Genomic DNA, 25541 nt, shown 5'->3' on the forward strand with positions numbered 1-25541 from the left:
AGGGGACGTCTTTCCATGGCAGACAACGCGCAGGATCCGAACGCATATGGCGCGGATTCAATTAAGGTTCTCAAGGGTTTGGAGGCTGTTCGCAAGCGTCCGGGCATGTATATCGGGGATACCGATGACGGGTCGGGCCTGCACCACATGGTTTATGAGGTGGTCGATAACGGCATTGACGAGGCGCTGGCCGGTCACGCCGACTATGTTCACGTCAAGATTCACGCCGACGACAGCATTTCCGTGCGTGACAACGGGCGTGGTATTCCCGTCGACATGCACCCCGAAGAGGGCGTCAGCGCCGCCGAGGTCATCATGACCCAGCTGCATGCCGGCGGGAAGTTCGACAGCAACTCTTACAAGGTGTCGGGCGGTCTGCATGGCGTGGGCGTGTCAGTGGTCAACGCGCTGTCGGTCTGGCTGGAGCTTCGGGTCTGGCGCAATGGCAAAGAGCATTACGCCAAGTTCGAACACGGTGAAACAACCGAGCATCTGCGCATTGTCGGCGATGCCGCGGGTGAAACCGGAACCGAAGTGAGATTCCTGGCCTCGACGGACACGTTCTCGAACCTCGACTACTCGTTCGAAACGCTGGAGAAGCGCCTGCGCGAACTGGCTTTTCTGAACTCGGGCGTGCGCATCATCCTTGAGGATGAGCGCCCCGCCGAACCTCTGCGGACCGAGCTTTACTATGACGGTGGGGTCAAGGAATTCGTCAAATACGTCGATCGTCACAAGACCTCGATGATGCCAGACCCGATCTATGTGATCGGTGAGCGTGACGAGATAGGTGTCGAGGTCGCGATGTGGTGGAACGACAGCTATCACGAGACCGTGCTGCCGTTCACCAACAACATTCCCCAGCGTGACGGAGGCACCCACCTGGCCGGTTTCCGGGGCGCGCTGACGCGGACGATCCAGAAATACGCCCAGGAAAGCGGGATTGCGAAGAAAGAGAAGGTCAACTTCACCGGCGACGACGCCCGCGAAGGCCTGACCTGCGTGTTGTCGGTCAAGGTGCCCGACCCGAAGTTCAGCTCGCAGACAAAGGACAAGCTGGTCAGTTCCGAAGTGCGCCCGGCGGTCGAGAACCTAGTCGGTGAGAAACTGTCAGAATGGTTCGAGGAAAACCCGAACGAGGCCCGCATGATCGTCGGAAAGATCATCGAGGCCGCTCGTGCGCGCGAAGCAGCACGCAAGGCGCGAGAGTTGACCCGGCGCAAAAACCCGATGGACGTGAACTTCCTTGCCGGAAAACTCAAGGATTGCTCTGAGAAAGATCCCTCCAAGACCGAAGTCTTCCTGGTAGAGGGTGACTCGGCGGGTGGGTCGGCTCAGACCGGGCGCGACCGGCAGACGCAGGCGATCTTGCCCCTGCGCGGCAAGATCCTGAACGTCGAACGTGCGCGCTTTGACCGGATGCTGGGCAGCCAGGAGATTGGCAACCTCGTGATGGCGCTGGGAACCGGGATCGGCAGGGACGAGTTCGACATCTCGAAGTTGCGTTACCACAAGATCGTCATCATGACGGATGCGGACGTCGATGGTGCGCATATCCGCACCCTGCTTCTGACGTTCTTTTATCGTCAGATGCCGGAACTGATTGAGCGCGGGCATCTCTATATCGCGCAACCGCCGCTTTACAAGGTCAGCCGGGGCAAGTCCGAGGTCTACCTGAAAGACCAGGCGGCGCTGGACGATTACCTTGTCGAACAGGGGATCGACGGTGCGGTTCTGCGGCTTGGATCCGGCGAGGAAATCCTGGGCGCCGACCTGATGCGCGTTGTCACCGAAGCACGGCAATTGAAGCGGGTAATCGAGGCGTTTCCGACCCATTACCCACGCCACATCCTGGAACAGGCGGCGATTGCCGGGGCGTTTGTGCCCGGCGCCGTGGATGCCGATCTGCAAGGCGTGGCCGACAAGGTGGCGCAACGTCTGGACCTGATCGCGTTGGAATACGAACGCGGCTGGCAGGGGCGGATCACGCAGGACCATGGCATCCGGCTTGCGCGTATCCTGCGTGGCGTAGAAGAGGTGCGCACGCTGGACGGACCGATGCTGCGCTCGGGCGAGGCACACAAGGCGGGCAGCTTCACCCAGTCGCTGCAAGAGGTCTATGGCCAGCCAGCGACGCTGATCCGCAAGGACCGCAGCCAGCTGATCTTCGGACCGCTGGACCTTTTGAAGGCAATCCTGTCGGAAGGTGAGAAGGGCCTGACGCTGCAACGTTACAAGGGTCTGGGCGAGATGAACCCCGACCAGCTGTGGGAAACCACGTTGGACCCGGATGCCCGCACGCTGTTGCAGGTCAAGGTCGATGACATGGCCGAGGCGGACGACCTGTTCACCAAGCTGATGGGCGACGTGGTCGAACCGCGCCGCGAGTTCATCCAGAAAAACGCACTCAGCGTCGAAAACCTCGACTTCTGAGTGCGCGTCGGCCCGGTTTTGTTTTCCTGACGCAACCGAAGCATAGGAGCAAAATGGGCTATCAGATTGAACTGGCCGCGGCGACGCGCAGCAAACTGGGCGAGGGCGCGGTCTGGGACGTGGGGGACCAGCGCCTGTGGTGGGTCGATATCATCGCGGGGCTCATACATCGCTTCGATCCGGTGTCCGGTCTGAACGAGACCTTTGATTTCGGTGAGCCGGTGGGATGCATTGCGCGCCGTGACTTGGGCGGGCTGGTCGTTGCGGCGAAATCGGGGTTCTGGTTGTTTGATCCTGACACGGGGCATCGCGCGCTGGTTGCGTCCCCCGAAGCGCATTTGCCGGACAACCGCTTCAATGACGGCTGCACTGACCGGCAAGGTCGGTTCTGGGTGGGCAGCGTCGGCAAAATTGGTGATGCCATTCCGGCAGGAACCTTTTACCGCCTCGACGCGGACCTGAACCTTCTTGCGTGGCGGGACGCGATTTTCATGACCAATGGCCTGGCGTTTTCACCGGACGGGCGGCGCATGTATTTTGCCGACAGCAACCCGGATGTTCAGACAATCTGGGCTTGTGACTATGATGCCTGCACCGGCACGCCGGGAAACGACCGCGTGTTCCTGGACACCAGAACCGTCGCTGGTCGGCCCGACGGCGGCACGGTCGACGCTGATGGGTGCTATTGGATGGCCGGCGTGTCGGGGTGGCAAATTTATCGGATTTCACCTGATGGCGATGTGCTGTTGACCATCGATATGCCGATCCAAAACCCTACGAAACCTCAATTCGGCGGCGCGGATCTGGACGTGCTGTTCGTCACGTCTCACAGTCAGGGAATGACAGATGCGCAGAAACAGTCCGAAGCGGGAAGCCTATTTGCCATTACAGGCCTGGGCGTGAAAGGGGTGCCGCAGGTCCGGTTTGCGGGCTGACGGATGCCCGACGTGTTGGGGCTGACCCTAATGCGATAACAGGGTGTTCTGCCAGGTCGCCATGGCGATCCGCCTGTGGCCAAATGCCTTCATGACAAGCCTTTGAGCGATTGATACTTCGTTCTTGCAGCATTGGGCGGCTTGAACATTCTGCCGCCTTAGTATACCACGGCATACAACGAGCTTGAAAGGCGCGTCGCACAAAGAATTGCGATCCGGCGATCGGGCTTTTTGTCCACTGTTTTCAAGGATATGCCATGAGCCTCTACTCAGATTACCTCGCCGAGATCGCGACTCGCAAGGAACAGGGATTGCACCCCAAGCCCATCGATGATGGCGCGCTGGTTGCCGAGCTGATCGCCCAGATCAAGGATCCGGCCAATGCGCACCGCGACGACTCGCTGCAGCATTTCATCTATAACACCCTGCCGGGCACCACGAGCGCCGCGGGTGTAAAGGCGGAGTTCCTGAAAGAGATCATCCTCGGGCAGGAAACCGTTGCCGAGATCACGCCCGAGTTTGCGTTTGAGCTGCTGTCGCACATGAAAGGCGGCCCGTCGGTACGCGTGCTTCTTGACCTCGCTCTGGGTGAAGACGCGGCAATTGCTGTGCAAGCGGCCGACGTTCTCAAAACCCAGGTTTTCCTTTATGACGCCGACACCGACCGCCTGAAGACGGCATATGAGGCCGGTAACGCTGTTGCCAAGGAGTTGCTGGAAAGCTACGCGCAGGCAGAATTCTTTACCAAACTGCCCGACATTGACGAAGAGATCGAAGTCGTCACCTATATCGCAGCCGAGGGCGACATTTCGACCGACCTGCTGTCGCCCGGTGCCGAGGCACATTCGCGCGCCGACCGCGAACTGCACGGCAAATGCTTCATCTCGGAGGAGGCGCAGAAGGAAATCGAGGCGCTGAAACTGCAGCACCCCGGCAAGCAGATCATGCTGATCGCGGAAAAAGGCACGATGGGCGTGGGATCGTCGCGTATGTCCGGCGTGAACAACGTGGCGCTGTGGACGGGTAAGCCGACCAGCCCCTACGTACCTTTCGTGAACTTTGCCCCGATTGTCGCCGGGACCAACGGCATCTCGCCGATCTTCCTGACCACCGTTGGCGTGACCGGCGGCATCGGTCTGGACCTGAAAAACTGGGTCAAGAAAGTCGATGAAGACGGCAAGGTCATCCTGAACAACGATGGCAACCCGGTTCTGGAACAGAAATATTCTGTCGCCACCGGCACAGTCCTGAAGATCAACACCAAGGACAAGAAGCTTCTCAGCGAAGACGGCGACGAACTGGTCGATGTTTCTTCGGCTTTCAATCCACAGAAGATGGAGTTCATGAAGGCTGGCGGGTCCTATGCCATTGTCTTCGGCAAGAAGCTGCAATCCTTCGCCGCCGAAACCCTGGGTGTCGAAGCGCCTCTCGTATTTGCCCCGTCCAAGGAAGTGACGCACGAGGGTCAGGGCCTGACGGCCGTCGAAAAGATCTTCAACGCCAATGCGTTGGGTGTTGCCGAGGGCAAAACCCTGCATGCCGGATCGGATGTGCGCGTGCGCGTGAATATCGTCGGTTCGCAGGACACCACAGGTCCGATGACCGCGCAAGAACTCGAGGCGATGGCGGCGACTGTTCTGTCGCCCAGCGTCGATGGCGCGTATCAGTCGGGTTGCCACACCGCGTCCGTTTGGGACCTCAAGGCGCAGGCCAACACACCCAAACTGATGAAGTTTATGAACGATTTTGGTCTTGTGACCGGCCGGGACCCGAAGGGTGTCTATCACTCGATGACCGACGTGATCCACAAGGTTCTGAACGATATCACGGTGTCTGATTGGGACATCATCATCGGCGGCGACAGCCACACCCGTATGTCCAAGGGCGTGGCCTTTGGTGCCGATTCTGGCACAGTGGCGCTTGCTCTGGCGACGGGTGAGGCCTCCATGCCGATCCCGGAATCGGTGAAGGTGACGTTCAAAGGGGCCATGAAGGATCACATGGACTTCCGCGATGTGGTCCATGCAACCCAGGCGCAAATGCTGCAACAGCATGGCGATAACGTCTTCCAGGGCCGCGTGATCGAGGTGCATATCGGCACGCTTCTTGCCGACCAGGCCTTTACGTTCACCGACTGGACGGCCGAAATGAAGGCCAAGGCGTCGATCTGTATTTCGAACGACGAAACCCTGATCGGCTCGCTGGAACTGGCCAAAGCGCGCATTCAGATCATGATCGACAAGGGAATGGAGCATGACAACGGCATGCTGCAACGCCTGATCGACAAGGCGGACGCGCGCATCGCCGAGATCAAGTCGGGGGCAAAGCCGGCGCTGACACCGGACGCGGATGCCAAATACGCCGCCGAAGTGGTGGTCGACCTTGACCTGATCGACGAGCCGATGATCGCCGACCCGGATGTGAACAACGCGGATGTTTCCAAGCGCTACACCCACGACACGATCCGCCCGATCTCGTATTATAATGCCGAGAAGAAAGTGGACCTTGGCTTTGTCGGTTCGTGTATGGTGCACAAGGGAGACATCAAGATCGTCGCCCAGATGCTGAAGAACATCGAGAAGATGCAGGGCAAGGTCGAGTTCAAGGCACCGCTGGTTGTCGCGGCGCCGACCTACAACATCATCGACGAGTTGAAGGCCGAGGGTGACTGGGAAGTGCTAGAGAAATACTCGGGCTTCGAGTTCGACGACCTGGCACCCAAGACCAAGGCGCGGACCGAGTATGAGAATATCCTCTATCTCGAACGTCCGGGCTGCAACCTGTGCATGGGCAACCAGGAAAAGGCTGCAAAAGGCGACACGGTGCTGGCCACTTCGACCCGTCTGTTCCAGGGGCGTGTTGTGGCGGACGCGCCTGACAAGAAGGGCGAATCGTTGTTGGGGTCGACCCCGGTTGTGGTTCTGTCGGCCATCCTGGGCCGTACACCGACGCTTGAGGAATACAAGGGCGCGGTTGAGGGGATCGATCTGACCAAGTTCGCCCCGCCGCTTGAAAAGAATCCGGCAGCGCGGTCGGTTCACTTCTGATCCAACCTCGACGATTCATTGCACGCGACAGGCGGCGGCCCCCGATTGGGCCGCCGCTTTTTTCATGTGCGACAAAAAATTCCACACCTGTCCTTGACCTTCCAGTTGCTGGAACCCTTATCTAGACCTTGTCCGGTCGTGAAACCGGGCGGTCAGATAGGTGATGTCATGGCGCAGTCCCATAATTTGCGGTTCCAGATCGAAGGCATGAGTTGCGCAGGTTGCGCAGGCCGCGTTGAGCGCGCCCTGAACGCAGCGGAAGGGGTCGAAAGCGCGTCTGTGAACCTGGCCAATGCCACGGCGCAGGTCAGTTACAGCGACGCAACCACGGCTTCTGCGCTGGTCGATGTGCTGCGGGTTGCGGGTTATCCTGCGGTCACGGACGAAGTCATACTCGATGTCGAAAACATGACCTGCGCATCCTGCGTTGGACGGGTCGAACGGGCGCTGCAGGCGGGAAATGGCGTGGTGTCGGCCAGCGTGAACCTGGCGACCGAAGCCGCCACCGTGCGATTCGCCAGCGGAACCACCACCCCGGCAGATATCGCAGCCCTGGCGACGGCAGCGGGTTATCCGGCACGAGTGAAGTCGGCCGAGATTGACGACACCGACAGCCGAAAGGCGGAAGAGATTGCCGACCTCGCCCGCCGCACTTTATTCGCCGCCGTGCTGACGCTCCCGGTTTTTGTGATCGAGATGGGAAGCCACCTGATCCCTGCGCTGCATCATGTCGTGATGGCAACCATAGGGCAGCAGGCCAGTTTCTATCTCCAATTCGTACTGACGACGCTTGTTCTGATCGGACCGGGGCGCCAGTTCTATTCCAAGGGGTTCCCGGCCCTATTCAGGGGGGCGCCGGATATGAACTCACTTGTCGCGCTGGGGACGTCCGCGGCCTATGGCTTTTCGCTGATCTCGACCTTCGCGCCGGGCCTTTTGCCAGAGGGCACCGCCAATGTCTATTACGAGGCCGCTGCGGTCATCGTGGTCCTGATCCTGCTGGGGCGCTTGCTTGAAGCGCGCGCCAAGGGCCGCACTGGAGAGGCGATCCGCAAGCTGGTCGGGCTACAGGCCAAGACCGCGCGCGTCGAGCGTGACGGCAAGGTGATTGAGCGCCCCATCGAAGACATCGTTGCGGGCGATATCGTGCATGTCCGGCCCGGAGAAAAGATTGCCGTCGATGGCGTCGTCGTCTCGGGTGCATCCTATGTCGATGAAAGCATGATCACCGGCGAACCCGCCCCCGTGGAAAAAACCGAGGGCGCGCAAGTTGTGGGCGCCACGGTCAACGGTGCCGGGGCATTGGTATTCCGCGCCGAGAGGGTAGGGCGTGATACAATGCTGGCGCAGATCATCCGGATGGTCGAACAGGCACAGGGCGCCAAGCTGCCGATCCAAGGAGTGGTCGATCAAATCACCCGCTGGTTTGTCCCGGCTGTCCTTGTTGCTGCGGTGCTGACGGTTGCGGTGTGGTTCTTCTTTGGTCCCGATCCAGCGATCAGCCTTGCACTGGTGGCGGGGGTTTCGGTCCTGATCATCGCCTGTCCCTGCGCGATGGGGTTGGCAACACCGACCTCGATCATGGTGGGCACTGGACGTGCGGCCGAGATGGGCGTCCTGTTCCGTAAGGGCGACGCACTGCAGACGCTTCAGGACTGCAATGTCGTGGCCTTTGACAAAACCGGCACGTTGACTGCCGGACGACCTGCTTTGACCGACCTCGTGGTGGCCCCCGGCGTGGATGAGACTGAACTTCTGCGGCTTGTTGCCGGTGTTGAACAGGCGTCGGAACACCCCATTGCCGAAGCGATTGTCGCCGCCGCCACCCAGCGCGGACTGACCGTTCCCAAGGCGTCGGGTTTTACCTCGATCACCGGGTTTGGTGCGCGTGCTGACGTGGAGGGCAAACAGGTGCTGGTCGGCGCGGACCGCCTAATGGCGCGCGAGGGGGTGGATATGTCTGACCTCGCAGCCAAGGCGCAAGACCTGGCTGGACGGGGTCGCACGCCGCTATTCGCAGCCGTGGAGGGCCGGATCGCTGCAGTGATTGCGGTAAGCGACCCGATCAAACCGACCACCCCGGCGGCAATCAAGGCGTTGCATGACCAGGGCCTGAAGGTTGCTATGATCACCGGCGACAATGCGCAAACCGCGCAGGTCATCGCCGGTGAACTGGGCATCGACCACGTCGTCGCCGCAGTGCTGCCAGATGGCAAAGTTGCCGCGTTGGATCAGCTGCGGAAGGATCATGGCAAGCTGGCCTTTGTTGGCGACGGTATCAATGACGCTCCGGCGCTTGCGGCCGCTGACATTGGTATTGCCATCGGCACCGGAACGGATGTTGCCATCGAAGCGGCGGATGTGGTGTTGATGTCGGGTGACTTGACGGGGGTGGTGAATGCCTTTGACCTGTCCGCCCGGACCATGCGCAACATCCGTCAAAACCTGTTTTGGGCGTTTGGCTACAACGTCCTGCTGATCCCGGTTGCCGCGGGTGTCCTGTACCCCTTCGGTGGCCCGCTTCTGTCGCCGGTTCTGGCGGCGGGCGCCATGGCCTTGTCCAGCGTCTTTGTCCTGTCCAACGCGCTGCGCCTGAGGTGGGTGCGCCAGGCATTGACAAAGCCTGAGACCAACAGGCGCACGGCCGTACAAGCCCCAACCCCGGAACCGGCGGAATAGAAAGGTCTTTAATATGAATATCAGCGATGTCGCAGAGCGTTCCGGGGTGCCCCCCAAGACAATCCGCTATTACGAGGAGATTGGCTTCATCAAGCCCGACCGCCGACCAAACGGCTACCGGGACTTTGATGAAACCGACCTGCACAAGCTGGCGTTCATCGGACGTGCCCGGTCGCTGGGCTTTACCATCGAGGACTGCCGCACTCTGCTTGAGCTATACAATGACAAGACCCGCGCCAGCGCCGATGTGAAGCGTGTGGCGCGGCACAATCTGCAAGAGATCGACGCCAAGATCGCCGATCTTCAGACCATGCGCGCGACGTTGTCCCACCTGATCGACCAATGTGCCGGGGATGACCGGCCCGATTGCCCGATCCTGGACAACCTTGAACAAGCCCCGATCCGAAGGTGACGGGCAGACGAATGACACATCAAAGGAAGATACCATGACACTGGCCCATCCCAATCGCCGAAACATCCTGTTCGGGGCCGCAGCGCTAGCCGCGACAGCATCCTTTCCGGTACTGGCCGCCAGCCCCAACCAGATGCATGTCCTCAAGGATCCAAGCTGTGGATGCTGCGGGTCCTGGGTCAAGACGATGAAAATCGCCGGGTTCGACGTCAGTGTCGAAAATGTACCCAACGAAACGCTTTACCAGCACAAGCAAAGATCCGGGATCACCGAAGACCTGGCCTCGTGCCATACCGCGACAATCGACGGCTATCTGATCGAAGGTCACGTTCCCGCTGCGGATGTGAAACGCCTGCTGGAGACGCGCCCCGACGCTCTGGGCCTGGCAGTGCCGGGCATGCCCTATGGCGCACCGGGCATGGGCCCCGAGGACGAGCGTGAGGCATATGACGTCATCCTGTTCCGCGCAGATGGTTCGACCGAGATCTTCGCGCGCTACGCTGCGGCCTAACCTGCAGCCATGGGGGGGTGGCGCAGCAAACGCGCGCCATGCCCCCGCCCCTCACGGCCAGACATGCTGCACCGCCCGTAACTCATGCGGGCTCCAGGTCCAAACGGGCATATGCGACGCACAAGAGCGACCCGACGTCTTGTTCTGTTGATCTGAAGGAAGATGGCTGGGGTGGTAGGATTCGAACCTACGATACACGGTACCAAAAACCGCTGCCTTACCACTTGGCTACACCCCAACGGTGAGCGGCTAATTACTTTGCCTGTTGGCCCTGTGCAAGACCTGAATCGCACTTTTTTGAGCCAAGTCGTCATCGTCGCAGTTGGCGGTGCCATGTCGGGTAAAGCGACCCCACGTCACTTGGCGGGGCTTTTCGTGGACAACCGGTGTTGGCGCGGGTCATGCTGTCCCACAAGACGGATATGCGGGCCAGTGCGCCCGGAGGGAGGAGATACCTATGAACCTTGGAATGCGACCCGAAATTGCCGCGCTTCTGGAGCAAGTGAAAGGCATGATCCGCGATGAGATCATGCCGCTGGAGGATGAGTATCACGCCGAGATCGCAAAGGGCGACCGCTGGACCTATACCCCGCGGCAGGCCGAGATTCTCGAAGGGCTGAAAGCCAGGGCGCGTGATCGTGGGCTGTGGAACTTCTGGCTAACCGACAGCGACAAGGGGCTGGGCCTTACCACGGTGGAATACGCCTATTTCGCCGAAGAGATGGGCAAAACCCCTCTGGGGGCCGAGGTGTTCAACTGTTCCGCGCCCGATACCGGCAACATGGAAGTGTTCGAGCGTTACGGCAATGCCGAGATGAAGGAACGCTGGCTAAAACCCCTGCTCAACGGTGACATCCGCTCAGCATATCTGATGACCGAGCCAGACGTGGCCTCGTCAGATGCGACCAACATTTCGATGTCCTGTGTGCGCGACGGCGACGACTATGTCCTCAACGGCGAGAAATACTGGTCCTCGGGCGCGGGCGACCCGCGTTGCAAGGTCTATATCGTGATGGTCAAGACCGGGGATGAGGACACGCCCAAACACCAGCGGCACTCGATGATCGTGGTGCCCGCTGGTACAGACGGGATCGAAGTGTTGCGCCCGATGGAGGTCTACGGCCACGATGACGCTCCGCATGGTCACATGCATATGCGCTTTACCAATGTCCGCGTGCCAGCCTCGAACATTCTTCTGGGCGAGGGGCGCGGATTTGAGATCGCGCAGGGCCGTCTTGGGCCGGGCCGCATCCACCACTGCATGCGCGCCATTGGTCAGGCCGAGGCCGCGCTGGAACAGATGTGCCGCCGCGCGCTGGACCGCGAGGCATTCGGCAAGCCGATCGCGCATCTGGGGGCGAACTATGACATCATCGCCAACTGCCGGATGGAGATCGAGATGGTCCGCCTTCTGTGCCTGAAGACGGCGTGGTACATGGATCAGGGTGACGCCCGCGCCGCTGCGCCCTGGATCAGCCAGATCAAGGTGATGGCGCCGCAGGTCGCGCTGAAGGTGATCGACGAGGCCGTGCAAATGCACGGTGGCACCGGCATCAGCCAAGACACGCCGCTGGCCAAGATGTGGACCCACGTGCGGACCCTGCGTTTGGCCGACGGGCCGGATGCGGTGCATCGCCGTCAGGTGGCACGTGCCGAGTTGAAGAAACACACCCAGCAAAAGGTCTGAGGCGCACGGTACCCAGAGCAAGGAGCAACCGATATGGTCGACGATCACGGTGACATTCCAGACGCTGCCTTCATGCGCAAAAGCCTGATGGGAAGCCATATCGAAGCCAGCTATGCTGGCGCGCTCAGCTTCCAGCGGCGGCGTTACACCAAGGATCTGACCGGTGTGGATGTCGCCGTGACCGGCATCCCCTATGATCTGGCCGTGACCAACCGGCCCGGCACACGGCTCGGGCCACAGGCGATCCGGCAGGCCACTGCCCAGCACGCCTGGGGCCCAGTCTGGCCCTGGGGATTTGATCCGTTCGATACATTGGCGGTCACTGACTATGGTGACTGTCTGTTCGACCACGGTCGTCCGCATGAGATCCCGGCAGCAATTGAGGCGCATATCGCTCGCATCATCGAAGGTGGCGCGTCGACGCTGGTACTGGGTGGGGACCACTTCATCACCTACCCGATCCTCAAGGCATATGCCGCGAAACAAGGGCCGATTGGTCTGGTGCAGTTCGACGCCCACCGCGATGTCGAACCGGAAGAGGGTGATCGGATCGACCACGGCACCATGTTCAACATCGCCATCCGCGAGGGCATCATCGACCCGGCGCGGTCGGTGCAGATCGGCATTCGGACCTGCTACAAGGACGAGGAATCCTATGGCATGGCCGTGATCCATGCCGACAAGGTGCATGAAACCCCGGCCAGCGAGATCGCCGAAATCGTGCGTGACGTGACGGGTGGGAAGCCCAGTTATCTGACTTTCGACATCGATTTCCTCGACCCTGCTTTCGCGCCGGGCACTGGGACACCGGTGCCGGGTGGCATGTCATCCTTTCAGGCGCTGTCGATCCTGCGGGCGCTGAAGGGCGTCGAATTCGTCGGTATGGACGTTGTCGAGGTGTCGCCTCCGTTCGACCATGCCGAGATGACCGCGAATGCCGCCGCGATGATCGCAACCGAAATGCTGTGCCTTGCGGCGTGGAACAAGGGTGCGCGAGGGTAAGCAAAAACCGAGAATGGCCGAAACGAAAACAGGCGCCACCTGACCGGGGCGCCTGTTCTTTTTTGTTGTGTTGTGTGGGGCTTACCCCTGCAGCGACCGCACTTCCAACTCCCCTTCCTCGCGCGCTTTCATAGCAAGCGCAGCGGCGTGGCTTGCGGCCGCGGTGGTGTAATAGGGGATCTTGTCGAACAGAGCGACCGAGCGGATTTCGCGGCTGTCCTCGACCGCCTGCGCACCCTCGGTGGTGTTCATCACAAGGTTCACGTCGCCGTTCTTCAGCATGTCGACAATGTTGGGGCGGCCTTCATAAACCTTGTTCACCACCTCGCAGGCCACGCCATTTTCAGCCAGCCAGCCTTGGGTGCCGCGTGTCGCTACCAGCGAAAAGCCAAGTCCGGTCAGGATCTGGGCCGCGTCCAGCATCATCGGCGTCTTGTCGGCATCCTTGATCGAGATGAATGCCTTGCCCTCGGTCGGCAGGTCCATGCCCGCGCCCATCTGCGCCTTGAGGAAGGCGCGCGCAAACGAGCGGTCCCAGCCCATGACCTCGCCGGTTGATCGCATTTCGGGGCCAAGGATCGTGTCCACACCGGGGAAGCGGGCAAAGGGCAGGACCGCTTCCTTAACCGAGAACCACGGCATGTTGGGGTCGACCAGCGTCATCATGTCGGCGATCTTGGTGTCGTCCACGTCCTTGTAGGAGGGGCGCATCGGGAAGGTCGACAAGGGTTCCCCGGCCATCAGACGCGCGGCGATCGACGCGATGGCGCTGTCGGTGGCTTTGGCAACGAAGGGAACGGTGCGTGAAGCGCGCGGGTTCACCTCGATCAGGTAGATATCGCCATCCTTCACCGCGAATTGCACGTTCATCAGACCGACGACATTCAGCGCCAGCGCCAGAGCGCGGGTCTGCACCTCGATCTCGGCGATGATGTCGGCGGGCAGCGAGTAGGGCGGCAGCGAACAGGCCGAGTCGCCCGAGTGCACGCCGGCTTCCTCAATATGCTGCATGATGCCCGAGATATGGACGTTCTCGCCATCACAAAGTGCGTCGACATCCAGTTCCGTGGCGCCATCAAGATAGCTGTCGAGCAGGACCGGGCTGTCGCCCGAGACCACCACGGCCTCATTGATATAGCGTTCCAGCTGCGCCATGTCGCGCACGATTTCCATCGCGCGGCCGCCCAGAACGTAAGACGGGCGGATCACCAGCGGGAAGCCGATTTCCTTCGCGATCTCAAGCGCTTCTGCATCGGTTGAGGCGATGCCGTTATGGGGCTGTTTCAGACCAAGCTGATTGACCAGCGCCTGGAACCGCTCGCGGTCCTCGGCAAGGTCGATCGCATCCGGCGACGTGCCAAGGATCGGGATACCCTCGTCATGCAGCGCATTGGCCAGTTTCAGCGGCGTTTGGCCGCCGAACTGCACGATCACGCCGTGCAGCGTGCCATTCTGCTTTTCGACCCGCAGGATTTCCATCACGTGTTCGAAAGTCAGCGGCTCGAAATACAACCGATCCGAGGTGTCATAGTCGGTCGACACGGTCTCGGGGTTGCAGTTGATCATGATGGTCTCATAGCCGACGTCCGATAGCGCAAAACAGGCGTGACAGCAGCAATAGTCGAACTCGATCCCCTGGCCGATCCGGTTCGGGCCGCCACCAAGGATGACAACCTTCTTGCGGTCGCTGGGGCGGGCCTCACATTCGACCTCGCCCATCATCGGGACTTCGTAGGTCGAGTACATGTAGGGCGTCTGCGCCTCGAATTCGGCGGCGCAAGTGTCGATGCGCTTGAAGCTGGCAACAACACCGGCGGCGACACGTTTCTTGCGGATGTCGGATTCCGAAAACCCGGTCAGTTTGGCAAGGCGGGCGTCGGTGAAGCCCAGCATCTTGAGGTCACGCAGGCCGTCGGCATCCGACGGCAGGCCGTTTGCCCGCACGCCTTCCTCGGCCTCGACGATCTCTCGGATACGGGCCAGGAACCACGGGTCGAACATGGTGACGCCGTGGATCTCGTCATCGGTCAGGCCGTGGCGCATCGCTTGCGCGATGGTGCGCATCCGATCCGGCGTCTGTTTCGAGATCGCCTTGACCACGGCCGCCTTATCCGGTGCACCCTCGATTTCGACCTCGTCGAACCCGGTCAGGCCCGATTCCATCGACGCCAGTGCCTTTTGCAGCGATTCGTGGATGGTGCGACCGATGGCCATGGCTTCGCCCACCGACTTCATCGCGGTGGTCAGATAGGGTTCGGAGCCTGGGAATTTCTCGAAGGCAAATTTCGGGATCTTGGTGACGACATAGTCGATGGTCGGCTCGAACGATGCGGGTGTGACCTTGGTGATGTCGTTGTCCAGCTCGTCCAGAGTGAAGCCCACGGCCAGTTTCGCGGCGATCTTGGCAATCGGGAAGCCGGTCGCCTTTGACGCCAGTGCGGACGAGCGCGACACGCGCGGGTTCATCTCGATCACCACCATGCGGCCATCGGCGGGGTTCACCGCCCATTGCACGTTCGACCCACCGGTCTCGACGCCGATTTCGCGCAACACGGCGATCGAACCGTTGCGCATGATCTGGTATTCCTTGTCGGTCAGCGTCAAGGCAGGGGCCACGGTGATCGAGTCACCGGTATGGACGCCCATCGGGTCGACGTTCTCGATCGAGCAAACGATGATGGCGTTGTCGGCCTTGTCGCGCACGACCTCCATCTCGTATTCCTTCCAGCCCAGCAGACTTTCGTCGACCAGGATCTGGTTCACCGGCGATGCATCCATACCGGTGCGGCAATAGTGAATGTAATCCTCGCGGTTATAGGCCACGCCGCCGCCGGTGCCGCCAAGGGTAAAGGCAGGGCGGATGATGGCGGGAAGGCCGATGTCCTCAAGTGCTTCCAGCGCCAGTTCGACGCCCTTTGCAAGGTCGGCCTGACCGTTTTCCTTCTTGGGTGCAGTGATGATCGTGGCGCGCGGGTTTTCTAATCCGATCCGGTCCATCGCCTCGCGGAACAGCTTGCGGTCCTCGGCCATCTCGATGGCGTCGCGCTTGGCGCCGATCATCTCGACGCCGAATTTTTCCAGAACGCCCATTTCTTCCAGTGCAAGAGAGGTGTTCAGCCCGGTCTGCCCGCCCATGGTCGGCAGCAGCGCGTCGGGGCGTTCCTTTTCGATGATCTTGGCGACAACTTCCGGCGTAATCGGCTCGATGTAAGTGGCGTCGGCCAGTTCCGGGTCGGTCATGATCGTGGCCGGGTTCGAGTTCACGAGGATGACCCGATACCCTTCTTCGCGCAGCGCTTTACAGGCTTGCGCCCCGGAATAGTCGAACTCGCAAGCCTGACCAATGACGATGGGACCAGCCCCGATGATCATGATGGACTGGATATCTGTTCTTTTCGGCATGGCAGACCTCAGGCTTTGGCGGGCGATGACAGGAGGGGAGTCGCCCGAATACGCAAATTGTCGTGGGTTATAGACATCGCGGCCCCATGTTCAAGAGGGATCGGAAAAGAGTTGCCATGTGCCGCATCCGGCTTTGCAGCTTGGGAGGGCGGGGTATAGGAACAGGCCGACCAAATGGGGGATGGATTGCGGATTCGTTTTGATCAGGGGCCTGGGGGCGGCGCGGCGGAGTTTTCCGCGCCCGTTCGGATGATCGTCGCAGACACGGTGGATCAGGTTGCGCCGGCGCTGGCCGCACTGGATCAGGCGCGCGCCGACGGGTTCTGGGTCGCCGGTTTCGCATCTTACGAGATGGGTTATGCACTTGAGCCGCGCCTCGCGCCGATGATGCCGGACGAACGCAGGGTGCCTCTGATCTGTTTCGGAGTGTATCGCCGTCCTGAGGGCAATCTGCGACCACGGGTGTCGGCGGAACCCCCGTCCCGAAAGGCGGTCGAGGGCGGCCCGGCGATGGCGGACACCACGCTCAATTTTGAATTGAAAGCTCTATGGTCGGGCGAACGTTATGCCACTGCCTTCAACACTGTTCACGACCTGATCGGTGCCGGCGATATCTATCAGGCCAACCTGACCTTTCCGCTGGAAGGCACGACCACGGCGGACCCAGAGGCTCTTTATGACCTACTGACCGCACGTCAGACCGTCGGATACGGGGCATTTGTCGAAGCCGATGGCATACCGGCCATCCTGTGCCGCTCTCCCGAGCTGTTTTTCCGCACGGATGCTCACGGCATGATCGAGACGCGCCCCATGAAGGGCACCCAGCCGCGCGGCGAAACGGCGGAACAGGACGCCGCCAACCGTGCCTTCCTTGCTGCCGATCCAAAGAACCGGGCCGAAAACCTGATGATCGTCGATCTTCTGCGCAACGACCTGTCGCGCGTTGCCGTGCCGGGGTCGGTGCGTGTGCCCGAACTGTTCAAGATCGAGACCTATGCGACGGTTCATCAAATGACCTCGCGCGTGCTGGCAAGGTTGCAGCCCGACGCGGGGCTGGACGCGATTTTTCGCGCGCTGTTCCCCTGCGGGTCGATCACAGGGGCCCCGAAGCTGCGCGCAATGGAGGTGCTGCGCGACGTCGAACCCCATGCCCGCGATATCTATTGCGGTACGATCGGCTGGGCTGCGCCGGATGGCGCGTCCGTGTTCAACGTGGCGATCCGCACGATGTTGGTCGACAAGGACCGGGTGACGTTGAATGTCGGGGGCGGGGTGGTCTGGGATTCGACCGCATCGTCGGAATATGAGGAGGCCCTATGGAAAGCGCGTTTCGCGACCCGGTTCCAGACGGAACCCGACTGATTGAAACTTTCGGTTGGTGGCCCGGAGAAGGGGCGCGGCGACTGGAGCTGCATCTTGACCGGATGTGCAGTTCTGCCCGCGCTTTGGGGTTTCCGTATTCGCGCACTGCGGCGCAGTCTGCGGTCGCAGTTTCCTCGGACGTTCCGATGCGTTGCCGCCTGACGTTGGGGGTGGATGGATTTACCTTTACCTCGGCACCATTGGGGCAGGGGCCAAGCGGCCCCTGGCGGCTGATGATCTCGGATACACGGCTGGACCCGCGCGACATGTGGCTGCGGCACAAATCCTCAAACCGCGCGCTTTATGACCGGACTCGCGCCGACCTGCCCGAGGGCATCGACGAAGTTCTGTTCCTGAATCAGCGTGGAGAGGTCTGCGAAGGCACGATCACCAATGTCTTTGCGGAACTGCCGGGGCGTGGGCTGGTGACACCACCGTTGCGGTCGGGCGTGTTGCCCGGCATTCTGCGCCGGGAGATGATCGAAAGTGGCAAGGCCCAGGTTGGGCTTTTGCATGTCGAAGACCTTCGCAGCGCGACCGCCCTCAAGCTTGGGAATTCGCTTCGTGGTCTGATTGACGCGGTTTTCTGAATGACCGCACTGGTAATGGAGACCCCGGCGCCCTAGCTGAAAGGGATGTCGACCACCGCCACCCTTGCCGGATTCCAGTTGCACCCTGCCTCTCGCCTGTGGCTATGGGCTGAGTTCGTGACCTTCTACCTGGTCGCCCCGGTCGCCATTGCAGTTTTCCTGCCCGCGACATGGATGTTTCCTGCATTGTTTCTGGTGACGGGGATCGGTCTGGTTCTACTGCATGTCACCAAAGGGTTTGACTGGCACGATCTGCGCCACGGTCTCGACGCGGTGCGGCCGAGAGACATGTTGTTGTTCGCCGTTCTGATGCTTGGCCTGTGCCTTGCGGTGATCATGGCCACTGCCCCGGGTCAGGCGTTTGCGCTTCTGAAGCAGAATCCCGGCATGCTGCTGGTCATTGCGTTGTTCTACCCGATAGTTTCCGCCCTGCCGCAGGAAGTGATCTTTCGGCCATTATTTTTCCGGCGCTACGGCCGCATCCTGCCGGGCGGCAAAAAGGCAATAGTTCTGAACGCGGCCGTCTTCTCGTTGGCGCACCTGATGTACTGGAGCGGGATTGTGGCGGTGATGACCTTCGTGGGCGGGCTGCTTTTTGCCTGGGCCTATGAAATCCGCCGCTCGTTTCTTCTAGCGCTGGCTTTGCATTCGGTTGCCGGAGTGGTTCTGTTTGCCGTTGGGCTGGGTATCTATTTCTATTCCGGCAACGTCGTCAGGCCGTTTTAGGCCGGTTCCGCCCCAACCTCCCTTGACTTTGCCGCCCCGAAAAGGTGTATCGGCGCGACTTTACCCATTCACCCTTCCCGAGGGAGCGACCATGCACGCCTTTCGCAGCCATACCTGCGCCGATCTGAACAACTCCAATGTCGGTGAAACCGTCCGTCTTTCGGGCTGGGTCCACCGTGTTCGCGACCACGGCGGCATCCTGTTCATCGACCTGCGGGATCACTACGGGGTGACACAAGTTCTCTGCGACCCGGATTCGCCGGTGTTCAGCGAGATGGAAAAGGTCCGGTCCGAGTGGTGCATTCGCATCGACGGCAACGTCAAGGCGCGCGACCCCGAACTGGTGAATCCGAAACTGCCGACCGGCGAGATCGAGGTTTTCGTGCGTGATCTTGAAGTTCTCGGCGCCGCCGACGAATTGCCGCTGATGGTGTTCGGCGATCAGGAATACCCGGAAGAAACCCGTCTGAAATACCGCTTTCTCGACCTGCGCCGCGAGCAGATGCAGGAGAACATGAAGCTGCGTTCGGACGTTGTCGCCTCGATGCGCAAGCGCATGTGGGATCAGGGTTTCCGCGAATACCAGACCCCGATCATCACGGCCTCGTCGCCCGAAGGTGCGCGTGACTTCCTCGTGCCATCGCGCCTGCATCCCGGCAAGTTCTATGCGCTGCCGCAGGCACCGCAACAGTTCAAGCAGTTGATGATGGTCGCCGGTTTCGACAAGTATTTCCAGATCGCGCCCTGTTTCCGCGACGAGGATCCGCGCGCCGACCGCTCGCCCACCGATTTCTATCAGCTCGATATGGAAATGTCGTTTGTCACCCAACAGGATGTGTTTGACACGATCCAGCCGGTTTTGAAGGGCATTTTCGAAGAATTCGGCGGCGGCCGGAAGGTCGATCAGGACTGGCCGCAGATTTCCTATGCGGATGCCGCAAAATGGTATGGCACCGACAAGCCGGACCTCAGGAACCCGATCAAGATGCAGGATGTGTCCGAGCATTTCCGCGGCTCGGGTTTTGCGATCTTCGCCAAGCTGCTTGAGCAGGACGGCACCGAAATCCGCGCCATTCCCGCCCCCACGGGCGGCAGTCGCAAGTTTTGCGACCGGATGAACAAATTCGCGCAAGAACAGGGTCTGCCGGGGATGGGCTATATTTTCTGGCGCGATCAGGGCGAAGGAATGGAAGCAGCTGGACCGCTAGCCAAGAATATCGGCCCCGAGCGCACCGAGGCGATCCGCCAGCAGCTGGGCCTTGGAATTGGTGATGCGGCCTTCTTCCTTGGCGGCAAACCCAAGGCGTTCGAACCCGTGGCTGGCCGTGCCCGTGACGTGATTGGTCGAGAACTGGGTCTTCTGGATGAAGACCGGTTTGCCTTTGCCTGGATCGTGGATTTCCCGATCTACCAACAGGACGAAGAAACCGGCGAACTTGATTTCGACCATAACCCGTTCTCGATGCCGCAAGGGGGCATGGCAGCGCTGGAAGGCGATCCGCTGGCCGTGCGCGGCTATCAGTATGACCTTGCTTGCAACGGCTATGAACTGGTCTCGGGCGCGATCCGAAACCACCAGCCCGAAATCATGTTCAAAGCGTTCGAACTGGCGGGCTATGGCGAGGATGAAGTTCGCAAGCGGTTCGGCGGCATGGTCAACGCCTTCAAATACGGCGCCCCGCCGCACGGTGGCTGCGCGGCTGGCGTGGACCGGATCGTGATGCTGCTGGCTGACCAGCAGAACATCCGCGAAGTCGTGATGTTCCCGATGAACCAGCGCGCCGAAGACCTGATGATGAACGCGCCCAGCGATCCGACGTCGGATCAGCTGATGGAGCTTGGCCTTCGGGTGATCCCGCAGGATTGATCCTAAAAACAACCTGCACATGGGCCGCCCGTTCGGGCGGCCTTTGTCGTTTTCGGCGCAACATTGCCGATTGCCGCCGTTTTTGTGTGCGGCTTCGGTAATGTGATGCCCCGGTCATGGTATTCGCCACTATCATGCCGGGGAAACTCTAGGGAATTTGCCAGCAGGAGGGCGGCGTGCGTTTTGATCCGGCATTGGCGGAAATGCGGTTCGGCTATGGGCTTTCGCCTTCAATCGCACCGCCCCTCGGCCTGGCGGACATGCTGTCCCGCCTGAGCGGGCCGGATTTGATGTCACAGAAATACCCGATCGAAAACTACGATCAATTCACAGCCCGCATCGGTGAATTCATCGCAGCTCGGGGCGAAAGAAAAAAAGCCAAGGGAACAGCCGGGGAAAAGGCTGCGCAAAAAGCCATGCGCAGGATTGTACGTCGGTCGCGCCGTCAGGCAACCCTGTCGCTTGGCGCGTCCCTGTTGCGGCGGGCAAGGACCGCCGATGCCTTTCGCGAACGGCTGGAGTTTTTCTGGGCCGACCACTTTTCCGTTGTGGCCAAGGGCCAACGCATGGCGGGGGTCGTGCCGTCTTATTCGGAAAGTGCGATCCGGCCTTTTGTGGGGGCCACATTCAGCGAACTGTTGAAATCCGCGGTTTTGCACCCGGCCATGTTGAACTTTCTCGACCAGAATGCCTCGGTTGGGCCGAACAGCGCGCTTGCGGCCCGCGAGGACGGCAAGGGGCTGAACGAGAACCTCGCGCGCGAGATTTTGGAGCTTCATACGCTTGGGGTGGATGGCCCCTATTCCCAGACCGATGTGCGCCAGTTGGCAGAACTTCTGACCGGGCTTGGAACCAACAGGGACGGCGCAATGGTGTTTCGCCATCGCCGGGCGGAGCCCGGGGCCGAAACTGTTTTGGGACGCAGCTATTCCGGAGAGTTTGCCGAAATCGAAGATATCCACGCGGTCCTGGACGACCTGTCAGCGCATCCGGCAACAGCACGTCACATTGCTGGCAAACTCGCGCGCCATTTCGTGTCCAACAATCCAGACCCTGATCTGGTGGCAGCGATTGAAGCAAAGTTCCTTGAGACCGGCGGCGCTTTGTTGCCCACCTATGAGGCGATGCTGACCCATCCTGCGGCATGGGACCAGGCCGGGGGCAAGATCAAGCAGCCGATCACCTTCGTCGCATCCGCCTTCCGCGCGCTGGATGCGTCGGACCGAGACCTGGGCGGTGTTGACAGAAATCAGCTGGTGCAAATGGTCGATGCACCGCTTGCCCGGATGGGGCAAGCGTGGGGGCGCCCGCTTGGGCCGGATGGCTGGCCCGACCATGACAGTCACTGGATCACGCCGCAGGGGTTGGCGGCGCGGTTGCAGTGGGCGCTGATGGCGCCATCCATGCTGCGGCGGGGGCTTGTTGATCCGCGCCAGCTGGTCGGCCAGGCGCTGGGGCCAAGGGCGACCGAGACATTGCATTTCGCCGCCAGCGCCGCCGAAACCCGGCGTGAGGGTGTCGCGCTTGTGCTGACGTCACCAGCGTTCCAAAGGCACTAGGAGAGATCACATGACACGAATGTCGACGCGTCGGTCCTTTCTTTTGCGCTCTGGGGCGCTGGGCTGTTCGCTGGCGGCCAGCCCGATTTTGACCCCTGTCGGTCTTGCATCCGCGCCGGGCGACAATCGACTTGTGGTGATCATCCTGCGTGGCGGCGTCGATGGTTTGGACGTCGTGCGCCCGATCGGGGACCCGGCTTTTCAATCTGCCCGCCCCGGCCTATTGAACAGCAGCGAGGTGGGTATCGATCTGACCGGTTTTTTTGCGCTTCACCCGGCGCTTTTGCCACTGATGCCGCTCTGGACGGCGGGTGAGCTTGGCTTCGTGCATGTCGCCTCGACCCCGTATCGAGACAAGCGCAGCCATTTTGACGGCCAGGACCTTTTGGAGGCGGGGACGGTGGACCTCTCGGGTGGTGGACGCGAAGGGTGGTTGAACCGGCTGGTGCAGGTGCTGCCCGGCGCTAATGCCCGGACCGCGTTTTCCGTGGGTGATGGCGAGATGCTGATCGCGGCTGGCGCGGCGGAAGTGTCGAACTGGTCGCCTTCTGTTGACGTTGTCCTTAGTGCAGCCGGGTTGGGACTTCTGCGACAGGTCATGGCCGAGGATCCGGTGTTTGCCCGCGCGATGTCGGAGGCGGTCGAGCTGGCTGCCCTTGATGGGGATCAGGTAGTGTTTCCCGATACGCATGATGGCAGGATGGAGGCGATGGTTGAGGACATGCAGCCCATCCCTCGGGGCGACGGTCATCTGCGTATCGCGGAATTCGCTGCCAGCCAACTGCGTCACGAGACACGGATCGCCACCTTCTCGCTTGGGGGATGGGACACGCATCGCAACCAGAAGAACGCGTTGAAAGGACCGCTTGGCCGGTTGGCGGACACGATTCTGGCGCTGAAACAGGGCTGCGGCGCGGATGTGTGGGGCAAGACCACGGTTCTGGCGATGACCGAGTTTGGCCGCACCGTTCGTGAAAACGGTACCGGCGGAACGGACCATGGCACAGGGGGCATGATGCTGGTGGCGGGCGGTGCGGTGCGCGGCGGCAGGGTGCATGGCCTGTGGCCGGGTTTGGACGAGGCGTCGCTCTATGATCGGCGCGACCTGATGCCGACCTCGGACCTGCGCGGCTGGGCGGCCTGGGCGATGCGCGCCAGTTTTGGTGTAGTGCGCTCAGAGCTTGAGCGCAGCGTGTTTCCAGGCCTCGACTTGGGCGATGACCCTGGCCTGATGCTGTGAACGATCCCGCTTGGCCGCGCTAGGTTGCTGTGACAGTGTAACGCCAGCAATTTGACGGATCACAGGTTCCATGACCAACACAAGACCCCTTGGTTTCGCAGTTCCGGGCTGGACCACGCGCCCGCTGCCCGGCGATGCCATCCTTGAAGGCCGCTACGCCCGGCTGGAACCTCTGGATGCCGAGAAACACGCGGCGCTTTTGTTCCGGGCGTATGAGCAGGATGACTGGTTGTGGGACTACATGCCCTATGGCCCGTTTCACTCTGCGGCGCAGTATCATCGCTGGGTGCGCGAGACCGTGGCCAATCCCGACCATCGGTTCTATGCGATCTATGACAAAGAGGCGGCGCGCTTTGGCGGAGTAGCCTCGTACCTGCGTATGAAGCCCGCGGCAGGGTCGATCGAGGTCGGCAACATCAACTTCGCGCCCTGCCTGCAAAGAAGTCGTGCGGCGACGGATGCGATGTTCCAGATGATGAAATGGGCGTTTGAAGCGGGCTATCGCCGCTATGAGTGGAAATGCGATGCGCTGAACGCAGGTTCGCGACGAGCGGCGCAGCGGTTGGGGTTGAGTTACGAGGGCGTGTTCCGGCAGGCGCTGGTTTACAAGGGGCGCAACCGGGATACGGCGTGGTTCGCCGCAATCGACCGTGAGTGGCCCGCGCTGAAACAGGCGTTCGATGTCTGGCTTTCCCCGGCGAATTTCGACGGGGAAGGGCGGCAATCCGAGGCGCTGTCGGATCTGACTGGGTTGGTGCGGGTGGCAAACGATCCGTCGTTGGGCGTCAACTAGTTCAGATCCTTGGCTGGTTTGCCAACCGATGCTGCAATGCGGTTCTGAGCGTTGCAACACGGTTGCGCCCGTCTGCGCCCGAAATTGCATTTGCCGCATCCAGCAATCCCTTGTCCTCGACACTGCGCGCGATGCCAGACAGGAATTGCGCGACATAGGCCAGATCCCGTGCCGAGGCCGCCCCCTCCAGCGCCTCGACCGCGTGGGCAAGATCATCCTTCAACGACACCGGGTCGGGTGCGATCCGATCATTTGGCATTTTACGCGGACCGGGCGGATGCAGGTCAGCAGGCAAGTGGCGCAGGATCAATGTCTGAAAAACCGCGAGCGACGAGACCGGCTTTGCCAGAAACCCGTCCGACCCAGCCGCGATCGACGCGTCCTCGGCAAAAACATCTCCGCTGGTGCCCAGGATCACCGGCAGGCGGGGCACCGCATTGGACAACTCTTCGATCAACTCGGCCCCCGAACCGTCAGGAAGCCCGAGATCGATGATTGCAACCGTGGGCCGGTAGACCCGTAGGTGGCGATGCGCGGCCGCCAAACTGTCGGCTCGGCGAATGCGAGCGCCCGAGCGCAGCGACATCTGTCTCAGCGCTTCGCAGGCAAACAGGCTGTCCTCGACAATCAGGATGGTCTGACCCAGAAGCGGATGCGCGACTGTCGGCGTTTGCAGCAGAGAGAACGGTGACAGATCGTCCATGGAAACCTCCATTCCAGAGGGGATTACCATAGGGCTGCGATGGTGAACGTAGGGTTAATAATGAAATCCGGTGCGTGTTAGCGCTGACGCGGCGGCCTGTCGCTTGCCATGCCAAAATCCGCGCCCCATAACCGGGCCACTTGAGAAAACACCAGAAAGGACTCCGCCATGATCGGTCGCCTTAACCATGTTGCCATCGCCGTTCCCGACCTCGATGCCGCCAGCGCACAATATCGAAACGCGCTTGGCGCAAAGGTAGGAGACCCGCAGGATGAACCCGATCACGGGGTTACCGTGGTGTTCATCGAACTGCCCAATACCAAGATCGAATTGCTTTATCCGCTGGGAGACAACAGCCCGATCCAGGGTTTCCTTGACAAGAACCCTTCGGGTGGCATTCACCATGTCTGTTACGAGGTCGAGGACATCATTGCCGCACGCGATCACCTGAAATCCACTGGCGCACGTGTTCTGGGAACGGGCGAGCCGAAGATCGGCGCCCACGGCAAGCCGGTGCTGTTTTTGCATCCAAAGGATTTCAACGGCTGTCTGGTAGAACTGGAACAGGTCTGACACCATGCCCCCTTGCCCGG

At 61.0% G+C, this 25541-nt stretch carries 18 protein-coding genes and 1 tRNA gene; 16 read left to right on the forward strand and 3 right to left on the reverse strand.

What is annotated here, in order from left to right; all coding sequences use genetic code 11:
* Window positions 1–15: 15 nt before the first annotated feature.
* The 6 genes from gyrB to JQ863_RS03360 all read left to right on the forward strand — a co-directional run bounded on the left by gyrB (window position 16) and on the right by JQ863_RS03360 (window position 10017).
* Entirely contained in the window at window positions 16–2433 is a 2418-nt protein-coding gene (gyrB, locus tag JQ863_RS03335; protein WP_204112908.1) for a DNA topoisomerase (ATP-hydrolyzing) subunit B, read from the forward strand.
* Window positions 2434–2486: 53 nt separating this feature from the next.
* On the forward strand, window positions 2487–3368 hold the full coding sequence (locus JQ863_RS03340; protein WP_204112909.1) for an SMP-30/gluconolactonase/LRE family protein: 882 nt from the start codon (window positions 2487–2489) through the stop codon (window positions 3366–3368).
* A 257-nt stretch (window positions 3369–3625) separates the two neighbouring features.
* A complete protein-coding gene (locus tag JQ863_RS03345) occupies window positions 3626–6415 on the forward strand; it encodes a bifunctional aconitate hydratase 2/2-methylisocitrate dehydratase (protein WP_204112910.1) in 2790 nt (929 codons plus the stop codon).
* Window positions 6416–6583: 168 nt separating this feature from the next.
* Window positions 6584–9094 (forward strand): heavy metal translocating P-type ATPase, encoded by a 2511-nt coding sequence (locus tag JQ863_RS03350; protein WP_204112911.1) that lies wholly within the window; start codon window positions 6584–6586, stop codon window positions 9092–9094.
* 13 nt (window positions 9095–9107) lie between these two features.
* On the forward strand, window positions 9108–9506 hold the full coding sequence (cueR, locus tag JQ863_RS03355) for a Cu(I)-responsive transcriptional regulator (RefSeq protein ID WP_204112912.1): 399 nt from the start codon (window positions 9108–9110) through the stop codon (window positions 9504–9506).
* 34 nt (window positions 9507–9540) lie between these two features.
* Window positions 9541–10017 (forward strand): DUF411 domain-containing protein, encoded by a 477-nt coding sequence (locus JQ863_RS03360; RefSeq protein ID WP_204112913.1) that lies wholly within the window; start codon window positions 9541–9543, stop codon window positions 10015–10017.
* A 163-nt stretch (window positions 10018–10180) separates the two neighbouring features.
* Here JQ863_RS03360 and JQ863_RS03365 read toward each other — a convergent pair.
* Window positions 10181–10255: transfer RNA gene (locus tag JQ863_RS03365), tRNA-Gln, on the reverse strand.
* A 213-nt stretch (window positions 10256–10468) separates the two neighbouring features.
* On the opposite strand from JQ863_RS03365, the gene JQ863_RS03370 reads away from it, so the two are divergent.
* Window positions 10469–11704 carry an acyl-CoA dehydrogenase family protein gene (locus JQ863_RS03370; RefSeq protein ID WP_204115041.1) on the forward strand — a complete coding sequence of 412 codons (1236 nt, stop codon included), beginning with the start codon at window positions 10469–10471 and terminating at the stop codon, window positions 11702–11704.
* Window positions 11705–11737: 33 nt separating this feature from the next.
* The gene (gene speB, locus JQ863_RS03375) at window positions 11738–12706 is read left to right on the forward strand and encodes an agmatinase (protein ID WP_204112914.1); all 969 of its coding nucleotides are present in this window, start codon (window positions 11738–11740) and stop codon (window positions 12704–12706) included.
* An 81-nt stretch (window positions 12707–12787) separates the two neighbouring features.
* Here speB and carB read toward each other — a convergent pair whose 3' ends face one another.
* Entirely contained in the window at window positions 12788–16108 is a 3321-nt protein-coding gene (carB, locus tag JQ863_RS03380) for a carbamoyl-phosphate synthase large subunit (RefSeq protein ID WP_204112915.1), read from the reverse strand.
* Window positions 16109–16294: 186 nt separating this feature from the next.
* Between carB and JQ863_RS03385 the strand changes: the two genes are divergently transcribed.
* The 7 genes from JQ863_RS03385 (at window position 16295) to JQ863_RS03415 (ending at window position 24245) form a co-directional block, all read left to right on the forward strand.
* Complete coding sequence (locus JQ863_RS03385; RefSeq protein ID WP_204112916.1) at window positions 16295–17470, forward strand: aminodeoxychorismate synthase component I; 1176 nt, start codon at window positions 16295–16297, stop codon at window positions 17468–17470.
* Complete coding sequence (locus JQ863_RS03390) at window positions 17425–18060, forward strand: aminotransferase class IV family protein (protein WP_204112917.1); 636 nt, start codon at window positions 17425–17427, stop codon at window positions 18058–18060. Before JQ863_RS03385 ends, JQ863_RS03390 begins: the two co-directional genes overlap by 46 nt.
* A gap of 45 nt (window positions 18061–18105) precedes the next feature.
* The gene (locus JQ863_RS03395) at window positions 18106–18786 is read left to right on the forward strand and encodes a CPBP family intramembrane glutamic endopeptidase (RefSeq protein ID WP_204112918.1); all 681 of its coding nucleotides are present in this window, start codon (window positions 18106–18108) and stop codon (window positions 18784–18786) included.
* A 91-nt stretch (window positions 18787–18877) separates the two neighbouring features.
* Window positions 18878–20653 (forward strand): aspartate--tRNA ligase, encoded by a 1776-nt coding sequence (gene aspS / locus JQ863_RS03400; RefSeq protein WP_204112919.1) that lies wholly within the window; start codon window positions 18878–18880, stop codon window positions 20651–20653.
* Window positions 20654–20829: 176 nt separating this feature from the next.
* Window positions 20830–22212 carry a DUF1800 domain-containing protein gene (locus JQ863_RS03405; RefSeq protein ID WP_338055474.1) on the forward strand — a complete coding sequence of 461 codons (1383 nt, stop codon included), beginning with the start codon at window positions 20830–20832 and terminating at the stop codon, window positions 22210–22212.
* Window positions 22213–22222: 10 nt separating this feature from the next.
* Window positions 22223–23452 carry a DUF1501 domain-containing protein gene (locus tag JQ863_RS03410; RefSeq protein ID WP_204112920.1) on the forward strand — a complete coding sequence of 410 codons (1230 nt, stop codon included), beginning with the start codon at window positions 22223–22225 and terminating at the stop codon, window positions 23450–23452.
* A 70-nt stretch (window positions 23453–23522) separates the two neighbouring features.
* A complete protein-coding gene (locus tag JQ863_RS03415) occupies window positions 23523–24245 on the forward strand; it encodes a GNAT family N-acetyltransferase (RefSeq protein WP_204112921.1) in 723 nt (240 codons plus the stop codon).
* Between the two features lies 1 nt (window position 24246).
* Here JQ863_RS03415 and JQ863_RS03420 read toward each other — a convergent pair whose 3' ends face one another.
* The gene (locus JQ863_RS03420) at window positions 24247–24948 is read right to left on the reverse strand and encodes a response regulator (RefSeq protein ID WP_204112922.1); all 702 of its coding nucleotides are present in this window, start codon (window positions 24946–24948) and stop codon (window positions 24247–24249) included.
* Between the two features lie 168 nt (window positions 24949–25116).
* Here JQ863_RS03420 and mce point away from each other — a divergent pair, with 168 nt between their 5' ends.
* Window positions 25117–25521 carry a methylmalonyl-CoA epimerase gene (mce, locus tag JQ863_RS03425; RefSeq protein WP_204112923.1) on the forward strand — a complete coding sequence of 135 codons (405 nt, stop codon included), beginning with the start codon at window positions 25117–25119 and terminating at the stop codon, window positions 25519–25521.
* The last annotated feature ends 20 nt before the right edge of the window (window positions 25522–25541 follow it).

Source organism: Shimia biformata, from assembly GCF_016888515.1.
GTDB classification, from domain to species: domain Bacteria; phylum Pseudomonadota; class Alphaproteobacteria; order Rhodobacterales; family Rhodobacteraceae; genus Shimia_A; species Shimia_A biformata.